This window comes from Keratinibaculum paraultunense (genome assembly GCF_016767175.1).
In the GTDB taxonomy this organism is placed as follows: domain Bacteria; phylum Bacillota; class Clostridia; order Tissierellales; family Tepidimicrobiaceae; genus Keratinibaculum; species Keratinibaculum paraultunense.
In genome coordinates, this window is the sequence record NZ_CP068564.1 from 2,132,815 (window position 1) to 2,147,206 (window position 14,392).

Here is a 14,392-nt window from a genome sequence, read left to right on the forward strand (position 1 = left end):
ATATCCAAATAATTTATATTTATATAATCAATTATGATAACTAACAGTAACATTAGTCAATAGTTCCTTTGCTTCATTCTTAATATTGTGATATTATAATAAAAAGTAATTTATTTTAGAAAGGATTTTAAAATGAAAATACTAGGATTCATAACAACTGTTTTCCTATTGATTTACCTATTTGTTAATAGAAACATACCAATTGTTTTAAATTTAGCCAATGGAACTTTTATTATAGGTCTAATATATTTTCTTATAGCTCTTATATTTTACGTCCGAAATGTTGGCTTTTTTAAACTTATTAGCTACCATAAATATAAAAAAAACCAATTAAAAACTGTTACCAATCATGAAGATATATTGAAATTTCATGAATTTTGTAAAAAACATTATAAAGAAAAATGGTCTAATAAAGAGTTTTTTGTATTTGGCATTTCACTCTTGATTCTATCCTATATATTAGCATATTTTGCTTAAATAATAATTGGAGGAAAAATTTCTCCCCCAATATTATATTTATCATATTATTTATCGTTTTTTGGATTAGCTGGTTCCACTTTTATTTTAAAACCCTTAATTCTTTTATTATTTAAATTTTTAACCACTTGTTCCAAATACTCTTCTGGAATTTCCACAAATGTAAATTTATCATACATATCAATTTCCCCTACTACCTTCCTTGGTAAATTAGTTTCATTTAATATGGCACCTAATATATGTCTTGGACTTACGCCCTTTCTTTTACCTATATTAATATATATTCTTTTGATAGATTTAAAACTAGCATTTCCATAATCTACTACTTCTAATTTTCTATTACCATCTAATTTATTATTCGTAAGATAAAATTTCAAAAGAGCTGCTGCTATATCAAGTGAATCATAATCATCTCTCAATAAAATATTAATCATATCCTTATACTTATCAATATTATTACTATCTATTTCTTCCTTTATTTTATCTGATAATATATCTATTTGCCTTTCTTCTATATCCTTTAATGTGGGTAAAGCACTTTTTGTTATTTTGGTCTTTGTATATTTTTCAATATCTTTTATTCTATACTTCTCTCTACCTACTACAAAACTAAAAGCCATACCCTCCCGCCCTGCTCTAGCAGTTCTGCCTATTCTATGAACATAGTATTCATCGTCATGAGGAATATCATAATTAAAAACTGCATCTACATCATCTACATCAATTCCTCTTGCTGCCACATCAGTGGCTACAAGTATATCTATAGTCCCATTTCTAAACTTATTCATAACCTTGTCTCTTTGGAATTGATTTAAATCACCATGAAGCCCATCAGCAAAATAGCCTCTCCCCTGTAATTCAATAGTTAACTCATCCACCTTTTTCTTAGTATTGCAAAAAACTATACATAACTTAGGATTATATACATCCATAAGTCTACATAGTATTTCTGTTTTCATATGCTCTTTTAATTCAAAATAATATTGTTCAACTTTTGGTACAGTTAATTCTTTAGGAACTACTTTAATAATTTTAGGATTTGTCTGATATTTCTTTGCAAACTTCACTATTTCATCAGGCATAGTAGCTGAAAAAAATACTGTTTGCCTTTCTGCTGGCATGTAACTCATTATCCATTCTATATCATCTCTAAATCCCATATCAAACATTTCGTCAGCTTCATCCAATACTACAATTCTTATATTATCAAGCTTTAAAGTTTTTCTTCTAATATGATCCATTATTCTACCTGGGGTACCAACCACAACTTGAATACCTTTCTTTAAAGCTTTTATCTGCCTATTAATAGGCTGCCCTCCATATATTGGAAGCACAAATATATCTTTTTTATACTTGGATAATCTCTTTATTTCCTCTGCAACTTGAATAGAAAGTTCCCTAGTTGGGCACAAAACTATAGCTTGTAATTTTCTATCATCAGATTTACAGCTTTCAACAATTGGTATCCCAAAAGCAGCTGTTTTTCCTGTTCCTGTCTGAGCCTGACCTATTATATCCCTTCCATTGAGTAAATAGGGTATTGCTTCAGATTGAATAGGTGACATCTCCTCAAAACCCATATCAGAAATTGCTCTTTGAATTTCCTCAGATAAATTAAGTTCTTCAAATTTTATTTTTCTTGTCATTATTAATACATCCTTCCTTGTTTTACATAACTTATAAAGTATACACATAATATGCCTATTTTGCAATAAAAATATTTAACTTTACTCCGAAATAAAAAGGATTTATTTAAAAATAAGTTTATATAAATAAAAAATAGTATATAATATAATTTAAAGAGTAGATAAATTAAAAAAGGATTATCAATTTTTGTGTAGAATAGTATTCATAAGTAATGTATTTTAAATTGAGCTATTAGATAACAAAGAGGAGGAATACATCCATGAAAAATAAAGATAATTCAAAGATATGTATCATGATAATTCCTCATACAGAAAAAGTAAAAAGAATTACTATACCCAAATGGGTTCCCAAAGTTATTATTACAGCCATTGCAATAGTTGTAACAGTAACTCTTGTATTCTTTAATAATATGTCTTCTTCGGAAATAGAATTAAAGGAAGAATATAATAATAAAATTACAGAACTTTCAAATTTGGAAAAAGAATACGAAAATAAACAAAAAGAATTAGAAAAACTAAAATCACAAAATTTAGAACTATATGAAATAACTAATGAAGTAAAAAATAAATTAGTTGAAATAGATAAATTGCAACGACAATTGGAAAAAATGGCTGGAATAAAAAGCTCTTCTAGAGGAAATATAATAAGAAAAATAAATCCAGAAAAATTAGACCCTGAAAAAGAGATGGAAGTATCAAAAGAACTATTAGAGGATAAAGAAAAGGAACTTGAAATATTTATTCAAGATTTAGAAGAAAGATTTGAATATTTGGAAAGTATTCCTGATCTATGGCCAGCAGAAGGAGAACTTACTTCTACCTTTGGAAACAGAAAAAACCCCTTTGGAAAAGGAACACAATTTCATCAAGGAATAGATATAAATAATTCTTCAGGAACAGATGTAAAAGCTGCAGCTAAAGGAATAGTTGTATTTTCAGGAGATAAAGCTGGATATGGGAAGGTAATTATCATTGATCACGGCAATGATTATAGCACCTTATATGGTCATAATAAAAAACTACTAGTGAATGTAGGAGATAAGGTAGAGAAGGGACAAGTTATTGCAAAAATGGGAAATACCGGGCGAAGCACAGGTCCACATCTTCACTTTGAAATACATAAGAGTGGGAATCCAATAAATCCTTTAGAAGTTTTAAAATAATTTATTGGGGGTGAAACATAATGTTTGGCAAAAAGGAAGAATTTACTTCAAAAATTGATTCCTTAATAGGAGAAAACACAAAGATAATAGGGAAAATAGAAGGTAGTGGTAGCCTTAGAATTGATGGGTTCATAGAAGGAGATATTGACTATAATGGTGATATAATTATAGGAGAAACTGGTAAAGTTGAAGGAAATATATCCTGCAATAATTTATCTTTATCTGGAAAAGTAAAAGGTAATATTAATTCTAAATCCAATTTAACTATCCTTCCAAAAGGAAACTTAGTTGGAGATACAGAAGTTGCTAGTTTAATTATTCATGAAAACGCTTCCTTTAATGGTAATTGTAAAATGAAAAATGAAAATAATCATTCAAAAATTACAAATTTAGAAGAAAAAGTAAAAGATAAATCAAAATAATGTAAAAATTCAGGAAGTTTTGCTATGATACATACAAATAAAGATAGACTCATAATCCAATCAGTACATAGAATTAAAAAGCTTATGCCTAGGCATAAGCTTTTTTCTTATATTTCAAACATACTTAACTGTTCTCTATCTCCTATCCTTTCTATAACCATAGGATCGTTATCTTTAAAAAAAGCATAATTTATATTTTTTTCCTTTGTTAAAATGGAAGTATTCCCATCTGTTGACGGTCTTAGTTTACAGCTATAAACTACTGGAAAATAATCTCTTATAAATCTACCTTCTCCATGAGCTGTTAAAGCTATAAATTGAAAACCCAATTGTTCTGCTATAAAGAATACTGGACTTAATACATGATCACTAGAAGCCTTTCCAAAAGGATTATCCATTATAACCGTTCTATGTCTTTTTTGATTTGGTAATATATGCTCTTTCTTTTCAGCTACATAATTTAATATTCCTAAAAAAAGTGCCATATTCTTGCTCCACTTTTCCCCTCCAGACCATAGATTAGAACTTTCCCATGAATAATACATATTGCTTACTTTACCATCATTGGTAACCTTTCTACATTTAACCTTTATCTCTTTTCCGCCCATTATAATGCTCAATAGCTGTTTAGATTGTAACCATGTTTCTATACTCTTTTTTACTTTCCCATAATCTTCTTTTCCTTCTTCATCTAAAAATTCTTCTGTATCTAATTTATTAATCATCCAATCTATATGCTTTCTAATCTCCTCTTTACCTTCATCTTCTTCCCAAGTAGGTACTTGAATTTGAAATATCTCCTTCCAATCATCCCCTATTTTTATCCGTGTATTTTTAGGTATAGATCTTAACTCATCTGCTAAAGTATTTAAATAGGTATATAGATATTGAATAAACTGACTCAATTCTTTATCATGTTCCATCATGTTTTTTTCATGTATTCTTATAACTCTATTTATAGTATTGTTCATATTTTCCTGCCATTCAATTACCTCATCAAATGTATTTTTGTTTCTAATTCCAGATACTGCCATTTCCCTTAGTCTTACATCTCTAACATTAGCATTTGAAAATTGAATAAATTGATTCCTTTCCCCAAAAACCTTTTCTCTATGAACTTCTAATTTTTGAGTTAAAGCCTCCATCTCTTCAACTATTTTAGATATTATATCCTTTCTATTATAGGGGAGATTTCTTTTAATATCAGACGATAGGATTGTCTCATTGATATCAACTAATAAAAATTCAAATTTCCCATTTTTAATTTCCATATACTTTAAATTATTTTGAATATCTTTTAATTGTTCTTCTATTTTTTTCCAGCTTGTCTCTATAAATTCCTGTTTTTCTTCTAATTTTAGTTTTTCCTCTTCCAATTGTACCTTAACACTGGGTAAAGGTTGAGTAAAACATACAACTTCTTCAAATTCTTCATAGAAACTTTTTAATCTCTCTTCATATATATATTTATTACGTTTATAGAAATCCTCTTTCTCCTTTAAACTTGGAAATATCCTTTCCAATTCATCTTTTAAATCTTTAATATCCTTTAGTAATTCCTTTATCAATCTACTGCCATCATAAGGATATTTCATATCTTCATCTACAGGATAATTAGCACTAGCATATTTTCTTTTTAATAGTTCTTCATCTCTTTTTTTATTACTTTTTATCTCATTTAATTTTCCTTCTATTTCTCGTCTTCCTATTTGTCTTTCCCTTAATTTTTCCTCAATAAATTTTCTTTCTTCTAATATACTATCCTTATTTAAATCTTTATATAAAGCAGTAAAATTCTCTACTTCTTTATAATAAGAATCTGTCAATATATCATGTATTCCAATATCTATTTCTTTTAATCCCTCTTTTACTTCATCAATTATGGCTTCTTTGCCATTTTTATCCTTTTCTAGTAGCATTATTTTCTTTTCCACAAGAGCTAACTGTTCATTCTTCTTATATATTTGATTGTTTATTCTCTTTTTATCCTTTACCTTTTCAAAATAATCCAAAGCTTTTTCAATTCTTCTATTTAAATAATTTGCTTCTTGCTCCAATTCTTTTAACTTATTTTCAAAGTGCTCTATTTCTTTATTAATTAAAATGTTCTCCTTCTGTTTTTCAGCTAATATATTTTTCTTATTATCAAGTTTATTCTTTAAATCTTTTACTTCCTCTGTTAACTTTATATATTCATCATAAGGATAGTCAGCTAAAAATTTAATAATTGTATCCAATATATCCTGCCAAGTTTTTTCTTCCTTTTCCTTCTCTTTCCTATTCTCTACAACCTTTTTTACAGATTTCTTTAAATCATCTTTCCATAAATCAAACTTATACTTATCTATATTTTCCTGCCATATACTAGGATATATATATCTTTCTGTAATTTTCCCTTTTCCTAATAATATATTAGATGCCTCTTCCTGAGACAATACCAATATAGGAAATGTTATTTTTTCTATTTGTCCATTGATCTTTTTAATAAGTTTTTCCACTTCTGAATTAGAAGTTATAATTGCCAAAGGCCAAAGTGGATATTCTCTGTATATATCCTTTAAATTTTTATTTAAATTAACTGCTGCTTTTTCTATATATCTAGTCCCAATTTCTAATAAATTAAATTGATTTTCCCAGCTATCTTGCCATAATTCCAGCAGAGGCTCACCAGTAAAATAGTCATTTTCACCATAATAATCTAATAATCTATAAGATATCCTTTCCTTCTCTAATAATATTTCTCTTTCCTTTCTGGTTCGTTCTAAACGCCCTCTTATATATTCTACTATGGACTGTTGTTTTAGGTAGATGGAATCTAAATAGCTCCATTCTATTCTTAGCACCTTCACCATAGATAATATATTATTGTGATTTTTTTCTATATTATTAAAACTAGTTTCTTTTACTGTAGATATCTCTATAAGACTTTGAATTTCTTCATGTAAAGTTGGGATCTCTAAAGAAAGCTCTTCCTTTTTGTCCTTCAATTCCTTTAATCTATTTTTATAGGAAATATCTAATTCTTGAATTTTCTCCATTCTCTCTTTCCATTTAGGATATTCCCCTTCTATTGTTTCTTTTGTAGGATTAGCTAATATATCTTTTTTAATATATTCCATATGCTTTTCTATACTTTCTACTTCCCTTATATCTCCAGCCCGTTCCTCTAATAATTTTTGTCTATTAAATTTAATCCCTTCTAACTCATTATTTATCTTTTGCAATAAGTTCTCATATTTTATCCTTTGATTTTCCCACTGAAGTTTTTGCTTTTGTAGATTTTCCTTTTCCTTTTCAAAATACCCCTTAAGCACCCTGGAATTTTCTTCTAATTTATCCTTTAAAACTGCAATATCCTCATCTTGGTCTAATTCTTCAAGTTGTTTTTTCAATATATCTATTAGCTCTTCTTTTTTTATTATATTTAATTTAAGCTCTGCAATTTCTAAATCTTGAAGGCTTTTTTCTTTCTTTTTTAATCTACTCTCCAACTCCATGTATTGAGATTTAATAAATTCATAATCATCTTCTGCCTCTTTTAATTCATTATTGAATAGAGCTAATTCATAAGATATTTCTTTTCTATTAAGCTCATATTTATCCTTTAGTAAAAGCTCATTTAGTTCCTCCAAATGGGCAATTTCCTCTTGAGTTTTTGTTTCCTCTTCTTTTAAAAAATTATATATGGATTTCGCTTCTTTCTTTTTATCAAGCATCTTTTGTTCTATTTCATTTAATTTAGTATAAATAAAAACATAATCATTTATCTTACTCTCTATACATCTACTTTCCTCTATTCTTTCCCTAAGCTCTTTATGTTTCCTAAAATGCTCCCTTTGTTTTTCAAATATTTGCACAAAATCCTCTGTACCATTTCCTGCTAGTGCTTCTTCTACCACAGGTATAAGCAACTGATCTACCAACTGAGATGTGGTTTTACAACCATCAAAAAACTTTTCCACATCTCCTTCGGCTCCATTTATGTGAGCAATACTTCTCCATTCAGAAGGTATTATATGGAAATTTCCCTCAATATATTCATGGAACTCTTTTTTGGTATCGAAGGTGTAAGCATTCATCTTCTGGTTCTGCATATATTGATAATATTCTTGCATCTCTTGCCTACTAGCAGGTCTAACATGCCCTTCATTGGTCCTTTTTACAAAGGGTATGTTTTCTATAGAGTGTTCATCTCCTGCTGAATAATCATATACATATTTTAAAGATTCCAATCCATTGGGAGATAAAAATAAAGTTACTGCTGTAATACCATATCTTCTTGGTCTATCATTTAATATCCATTCTATAGCTACATGGCTAGCCCCACCCTCTAAAGAAAGAGTATCTCTAATTTTTCTTTCTCCCAATTTTGCATTGGGCAATATAGCCTGAAGAACAGTTTGAATAAATACTGTTTTCCCGCCACCATTTTCCAGTAATATTACTCCATTATAACCATCAAACTCAAATATATCATCATTAAACCTTTTACCTCCATTTTCATATATTACATTTGTCAATCTAATTTTGGATATGGCTGGCAATATTTTCACCTTTCCTTTCTTCTAGGGAATATATAAATTCTAAAATTCCTCTATTATATTCTAACTCCATATAGTATCTTTGAATAATAGCTTTTGCCTTCTCTGTCAGCTGAATTTCCTCATTTCCAATTTCCTCTACTAATTCCTGTTCTTCTAAAAACCTTTTTACCACATTCATAAAGCTCATACGACTTATAGTTCTTGCATTTTGCTGTACATTCTCCTTTATATCATCTAATGCGTCCCATTTTTCTATTATGGATATCCAATTATATTCATATTTTTGTTCCAATGCCATTAAGTCCTCTTCATCATAACCTTTTAGAAATAATATCTTGTCATTTACGCTGTTTAACCAATCCTCCATCTTTATAAAATCCCTTGTTGCTTCAGTAGTTTGATAACTATCATAAAATTCCCCAAACAAAATAATTATAGCAATATACATCATGTATATATCTGCATTTACCGCTCTAGAAGGTAAATGTTTTTGTTTAATAGTTTCATTGGATACATGAAAAGGTGAACTTGTAACTAAGGGTATCATATATACAAAATCCCCTACTACTAATAAAGTACAATCTACTTCCTTTGCAAACAAATTCACCAATCCTCTTATGGAATCATCGGCAATATACAATCTTATATCATCTTTATAAGCTTTTCCATCAATAGCCAATGTGGAATATATTTTAAAAGCTTCTAATATTTCTTCTTGTCTATAAAGCATTTTATTTCTCCTCCAGTATAAGCTCCATATTCTTAATTACATATCTATTATTTGGTTGTAGTTTACCAGCAATTTCAACTACATTTAACCATTTATATTTCTCATCTAATAGTTCTATTACTTTATCCAATGTATGATTTTGATTTTCTTCCTTTTCTATTTTTATAGGGGAAATATGATGAAGCAATATCCAAAAATCATAAAAAGATCTTTCTTCAAGTATATCATCTTTATTGTTTTCCTTAATAAATCTTACAACTTCTTTTAAAGTTATCCTATTAGCTTTATCCATAGCTTTCATAATTATATTCATTATACATTTGAAATTTTCCTGCTGAATTCTCATCTCCTCCTGAATTTCCCACTCTTCTAAAGGTTCTAAGAAAGAAGAACCTTCTCCCTCTATATCTTTTTTCCCTATTCTTTGCTTTGAAAATACCGCTAAAGGCGACCAAAACTCTCCCTTCTCTAAATATAAAAAGGGCTCAACTAATGTTCTAGAAGCTTCTAAGGGTAAAGGTGTTGACAATAATTTATTGGTTATCTGATCTTTAAAATTGAATGAATCAATTCCTATGTAGTAAAGAGATTCTTGTGCAGCACTTAAAGCTGCTGTTTTCATATCTATACTTTGAGATAAAAGTTTTCTATGTTCATAATGAACTTCCCCTAATTCCTTATCTATTCTAATAATTAGTCCATAAGCTTTTCTCATCTTATCTTCATGAGTTTCGTGTTCTAATCTTTCTTTAGTATCTTTTATAAAAGATTTAAGTTCCTCAAATTCTTCATTTTCACGGCTTAATCTAAAATGAATATCATCAACTATTGTTTCATACCGTTTATAGGTTTCATCAGATACAATATTTCTTTGAATTTCATGTTTAATCCTATATATTTTATCCTGTAAATTTCTTACATCCATTCTCATTTCGTCAATTTGACGTAAAGCCCCCACAAATTCACCCTTTTCCAACTGCTTTCTAAGTATTAACTGATTTATAGAAAGCTGAAATTCTGAAAAATATTCCTTAGTTGCAAATATAAGCTCTAAACCCTGTTCATCTAGTTCGTAATATTGGGTATTGGTCTTTGCATCAAAATGAGAAGCTTTCAATATGGAGTATTGAATTATTTCTTCTTCTCCAGTCTCCCAATTAAAAAATTCTCGATAGTTTCTTTTCCCACTTGGAGGACGAAACTCCTGAATTATTTCTCTAGCTAATTTTATATACTCTTCAAAATTTAAATCATACTCTTTTTGAGTAAGTTCAGACAAGAATTCTGCTAACTGTAATACTCCCGCTTTCTTGTTTCTAATTAACATGTTTTCAAAGAAAAACAACAGTGTTAAAAGTCCTAAACCATAATAATCTATAGATTTACCGCTATTATCTCTTCCTGTTTTCCTCCCTAATATATATAGGGGGTCAAATAAAACTAATCTTTCCATTCTGTCCTTGTAATTTTCTGTGATGTTCTTTATGGAAACATCCATATGCTATTCCTCCAAACATTTGCCAATTCTTCCTGTTTTAGTCCCTCTTGAGGGATATAGCCATTATTTTGAACCAACTTGTCTATAATATATAGTTCCTTATCAAAATAACTTTTAAATTTCTGTATCGCTTTTTTATTCTTCTGTTGAGTCTTTTTCCCAATAGAATAATCCTTTTTAAGTAAAGCCTTATAAAAGGGTAATGCCAATTCTATTTTATATTTTTCATATAAAAAATACCAAATGGAAATTCCTTCTGCATCTATATCACCAAAATAATATATCCTATGTAATTTATCATCTAAACCTAGTTGATTAGGTAATCTGTAAATATTAGATGCAATCTTCCATCCTCCACCATATATTAAAGAAGTAAAATTGGTCTCTTTTATATGTTCCATCAAAGCATAGAAAGGAGCTTTGTTTTCTACTACTAAATGAATATGACTATCCTTTTTAAATCTTAATGGATTAACCGCTAACATAAGGGGATCTGGATTGGTAGTTATCTTTAGTTTATCCCAAAGTTCAATCCTTTCTAATAGCTTCTTCCCACCTTTTTCATCAATCCATTTTTCATCACCTACCAACTGAAAGGACCTTTCTGGAGTAGTAGCATAGTCATCTGGGAGTCCATTTTCTTTTAAATAAAAATGGATTTTTTCTATATAAGGTAAATCCTTATACCATTCTTTCTCATCTAATGAAAAATATATATCCAAATGAATATGGGGATTAAATTTAATGCTAAAATATTGAATTTGACTATTAATAGATTTTCTTAAATTGGTCTTTATTATACGATAAGTATTATATAAAGGAATAGATTTACCATTAACACCATGAGCTTTTACAGGTTTTAAAATTTCCTTATCTACTAAACTTTCTATAACAAATGCAAAATCCTCATAGGATTCCTTCCCCGTCCATAAATCTTCCAATTCACTTAATGGAATTGTCTTTTTGGGATAAGTTTTTAAATACTTAACGATCATATTTTCCATAAATTTTTCACCTTGACTTTAAAGATAAATCATCTATTTAAATTACATTATACTTTATTGTTTTAACATTTTCCAGTATATAAAATTCCTTTAAAAAAGAGACCTAAAAGGTCCCTTTTTCATACAAATAAACTTTTATCACTTACATTTTTAAATAATGATAATAACTCTTCTTTGGTTAAAGAACTTTTCATATCCCCTTCTATATCTACTACCTTCTCCCCCATATGGAGCATTATCAATCTATTTCCATACTTTATAGCATGTTCTATATTATGGGTTACCATAAGAGTAGTAATATTTCTCTCCTCTACTATCCTACTTGTAATATCCATAATAATTTCACTAGTTTTAGGGTCCAATGCTGCTGTATGTTCATCTAATAATAATACTTCTGGATTTCCCATAACTGCCATTATCAATGCTAGGGATTGCCTTTGTCCACCAGAAAGTTGAGAGATAGGAGTATTTAATTTATCCTCTAAATTTAATCCTAAAACCTTTAAGGATTCTTTAAAATACTCTTCATCATCTTTATCTATTAAAAAGCTAAGTCCAAATCTTTCCCCTTTGTTTTTCGCCATAGATAAATTTTCATATATGGTCATGGAAGGATTGGTACCCATAGATGGATCTTGAAATATTCTAGATATCCTCCTACACCTTTCATGTTCTCCTTCATTTGTTATATCCATTCCATTTAAAACAATGCTTCCTTCATCTACTTCTATACTTCCAGATATTAAATTTAGTAGGGTGGATTTCCCTGCACCATTGCTACCTATTATGGATATGAAATCTCCATCTTTTATATTTAACGAAAAATTATTAAACAATTTTTGCTCATTTATACTTCCTTTATTAAATGTTTTTGAAATATTGTTTAACTTAAGCATTTTCACTACCTACCTTCTTAAGCTTTGAAATGGATTTATCCTTTTCTTCCATTAAAATCTTTTTCTTTTTAAGCATTCCTTTTCCACTACCTAGGGATAAAGCTACTATAACTATAATGGAACTGATAAGCTTTAAATCACTAGGATTAAATCCAATTTTTAAACTTAATGCTATACTAGTTCTATATATTAAAGTCCCAAGTATACACAATATACTGGAATTAGCTAGTTTTAATTTTCCAAATAGATTAAATCCAATAATTATAGAAGCAAGTCCCATAATCATAATCCCAGTACCCATATTTATATCACTAAAACCTTGGTATTGGGCTAATATCCCTCCTGATAATGCTATAAAAGCATTGGATAAAGAAAGGGCAAATATCTTAATACCACCAGTATTAATCCCTAAAGATATAATCATGTTTTCATTGTCCCCTATGCCTTTTAGTAGATATCCTAATTTTGTTTTGTAAAATAATGTAAAGAATATTACAGAAATAGATGCTAAAATAATTATGGTAAATAATGTATTCCCCTTTGAAAATATATTATACTCAGCAAATAAGGGGAGATTAGCCCTTCCCATTACCCTTAAATTTATGGAATAAAGACCTACCATCACTAGTATACTTGAGAGTATATCCTGTATTTTAAGCTTTACATTTAATATGCCTGTTATAGCTCCTGCTATAGCTCCTGCTAACATAGAAAATATCAAAGCTATAAAGGGGTTAACTCCCTTAATTATAAGTATTGCCGATACGCTAGCTCCTAAAGTAAAGCTGCCATCTGCTGATAGATCAGCAAATTTAAGAATCTCATAACTTATATATATTCCCATAACTGCAATGGAAAATATTAAACTCTGTTGAACTACACCTAATAAAAAATCCTGCATTTATTTTTCCCCCTCTACTATTATAGCTTCATCTAATATATCCTTTGGAAGCTCTACTCCCAAATTATTTACTATATATTGGTTTATTGTAAGCTGAGTATCCTTTGGTTTAGAAGGGGGAATCTCTTTTATATTCTTCCCATTAATTATATCTACAGCCATAAGACCCGTTTCATATCCTAATTTGTAATAATCTAATCCTTCACAGGCTAAAGCTCCATTTTTAACCATAGGTTCATCTACACCAATAGCTCCTATATTGTTATCTAAAGCTACTTTGGTAATTATAGACATACTAGAAGCAATTAAATTATCTGAAGGAAGAAATAAAAAATCAACTTCATCAATTTTAGCCCTAAGAGCCGGCTCTATCTCAGAAGAATTAGTCACAGGTATTTCCACTATTTCAAGATCTTCTAATTTAGCTGCTTCTTTTGCTAATTCTACTTGTACTTGAGAGTTTACTTCACTGGTATTATAAGGCACTCCTACTTTCTTCGAACCAGGAAATATCTTTTTACCTAACTTCAATTGCTTCTCTATAGGAACCAAATCAGTAGTCCCTGTTATATTTCCTTCTGGCAAATCCAAATTTCCCATTAGTCCTGCTGATACAGGATCAGTTACTGCTGTAAATAGTATAGGAATTTCTTTAGTAGATTGAAAAGCCGACTGAGCTGATGGGGTAGATATGGCAAATATTAAATCCTTTTTTTGAGATACGAAGTTTTGGGCTATAGTAGTAGTCAAAGCTATATCCCCTTGGGCAAATTGAGTATCTATTTTTATATTTTTCCCATCTTCGTAACCTTTTTCTTTTAAAGCATCAATAAATCCTTCCCGTGCTAAATCTAGTACAGGATTTTCAACAATTTGACTAATACCTATGGAAAATATTTCTTGTTCTTGAGATGAACAACCACTTAAAGATATGCTAATAATCAATAACAAAATAAAGCCTAAGCATTTACTTAGACTGGTAAGGTGTTTTTTTCCTACCATGCTACCATCCTCCTAATATTAATTTTTAATCTTACATAATTCTACTAATCTACCTTCCTACCCTTAGCCTCTTTCGACCACCTACAAAAAAATATATGATTAAATTATA

11 protein-coding genes are annotated in these 14,392 nt (G+C 29.0%); 3 read left to right on the forward strand and 8 right to left on the reverse strand.

Annotation, left to right across the window (positions count from 1 at the left end; translation table 11 throughout):
* Positions 1–132: 132 nt before the first annotated feature.
* Positions 133–477 carry a DUF3899 domain-containing protein gene (locus JL105_RS11710; protein WP_132028651.1) on the forward strand — a complete coding sequence of 115 codons (345 nt, stop codon included), beginning with the start codon at positions 133–135 and terminating at the stop codon, positions 475–477.
* A 47-nt stretch (positions 478–524) separates the two neighbouring features.
* On the opposite strand, the gene JL105_RS10465 is transcribed toward JL105_RS11710, so the two are convergent.
* Positions 525–2,123 (reverse strand): DEAD/DEAH box helicase, encoded by a 1,599-nt coding sequence (locus JL105_RS10465; protein WP_132028654.1) that lies wholly within the window; start codon positions 2,121–2,123, stop codon positions 525–527.
* Between the two features lie 260 nt (positions 2,124–2,383).
* On the opposite strand from JL105_RS10465, the gene JL105_RS10470 reads away from it, so the two are divergent.
* Together JL105_RS10470 and JL105_RS10475 are read left to right on the forward strand one after the other, a co-directional pair.
* A complete protein-coding gene (locus tag JL105_RS10470) occupies positions 2,384–3,286 on the forward strand; it encodes a M23 family metallopeptidase (protein ID WP_132028657.1) in 903 nt (300 codons plus the stop codon).
* A gap of 20 nt (positions 3,287–3,306) precedes the next feature.
* Entirely contained in the window at positions 3,307–3,708 is a 402-nt protein-coding gene (locus JL105_RS10475) for a bactofilin family protein (RefSeq protein ID WP_132028660.1), read from the forward strand.
* Between the two features lie 107 nt (positions 3,709–3,815).
* Here JL105_RS10475 and JL105_RS10480 read toward each other — a convergent pair whose 3' ends face one another.
* The 7 genes from JL105_RS10480 to JL105_RS10510 form a co-directional block, all read right to left on the reverse strand.
* On the reverse strand, positions 3,816–8,261 hold the full coding sequence (locus tag JL105_RS10480; protein WP_132028663.1) for a coiled-coil domain-containing protein: 4,446 nt from the start codon (positions 8,259–8,261) through the stop codon (positions 3,816–3,818).
* Positions 8,230–8,982, reverse strand: coding sequence for a DUF6063 family protein (locus tag JL105_RS10485; RefSeq protein ID WP_132028666.1), 753 nt, complete (start codon positions 8,980–8,982; stop codon positions 8,230–8,232). The genes JL105_RS10480 and JL105_RS10485 overlap by 32 nt, the downstream gene beginning before the upstream one ends.
* A 1-nt stretch (position 8,983) precedes the next feature.
* On the reverse strand, positions 8,984–10,480 hold the full coding sequence (locus JL105_RS10490) for a replicative DNA helicase (RefSeq protein ID WP_132028669.1): 1,497 nt from the start codon (positions 10,478–10,480) through the stop codon (positions 8,984–8,986).
* Positions 10,465–11,484: a Wadjet anti-phage system protein JetD domain-containing protein gene (locus JL105_RS10495; RefSeq protein ID WP_132028672.1), complete on the reverse strand. Its 1,020-nt coding sequence runs from the start codon at positions 11,482–11,484 to the stop codon at positions 10,465–10,467. Before JL105_RS10495 ends, JL105_RS10490 begins: the two co-directional genes overlap by 16 nt.
* A gap of 119 nt (positions 11,485–11,603) precedes the next feature.
* A complete protein-coding gene (locus JL105_RS10500) occupies positions 11,604–12,380 on the reverse strand; it encodes an ABC transporter ATP-binding protein (protein WP_132028738.1) in 777 nt (258 codons plus the stop codon).
* A complete protein-coding gene (locus JL105_RS10505) occupies positions 12,373–13,281 on the reverse strand; it encodes an ABC transporter permease (RefSeq protein WP_132028675.1) in 909 nt (302 codons plus the stop codon). Before JL105_RS10505 ends, JL105_RS10500 begins: the two co-directional genes overlap by 8 nt.
* Positions 13,282–14,283: an ABC transporter substrate-binding protein gene (locus tag JL105_RS10510; protein ID WP_132028678.1), complete on the reverse strand. Its 1,002-nt coding sequence runs from the start codon at positions 14,281–14,283 to the stop codon at positions 13,282–13,284.
* Positions 14,284–14,392: the final 109 nt, after the last annotated feature.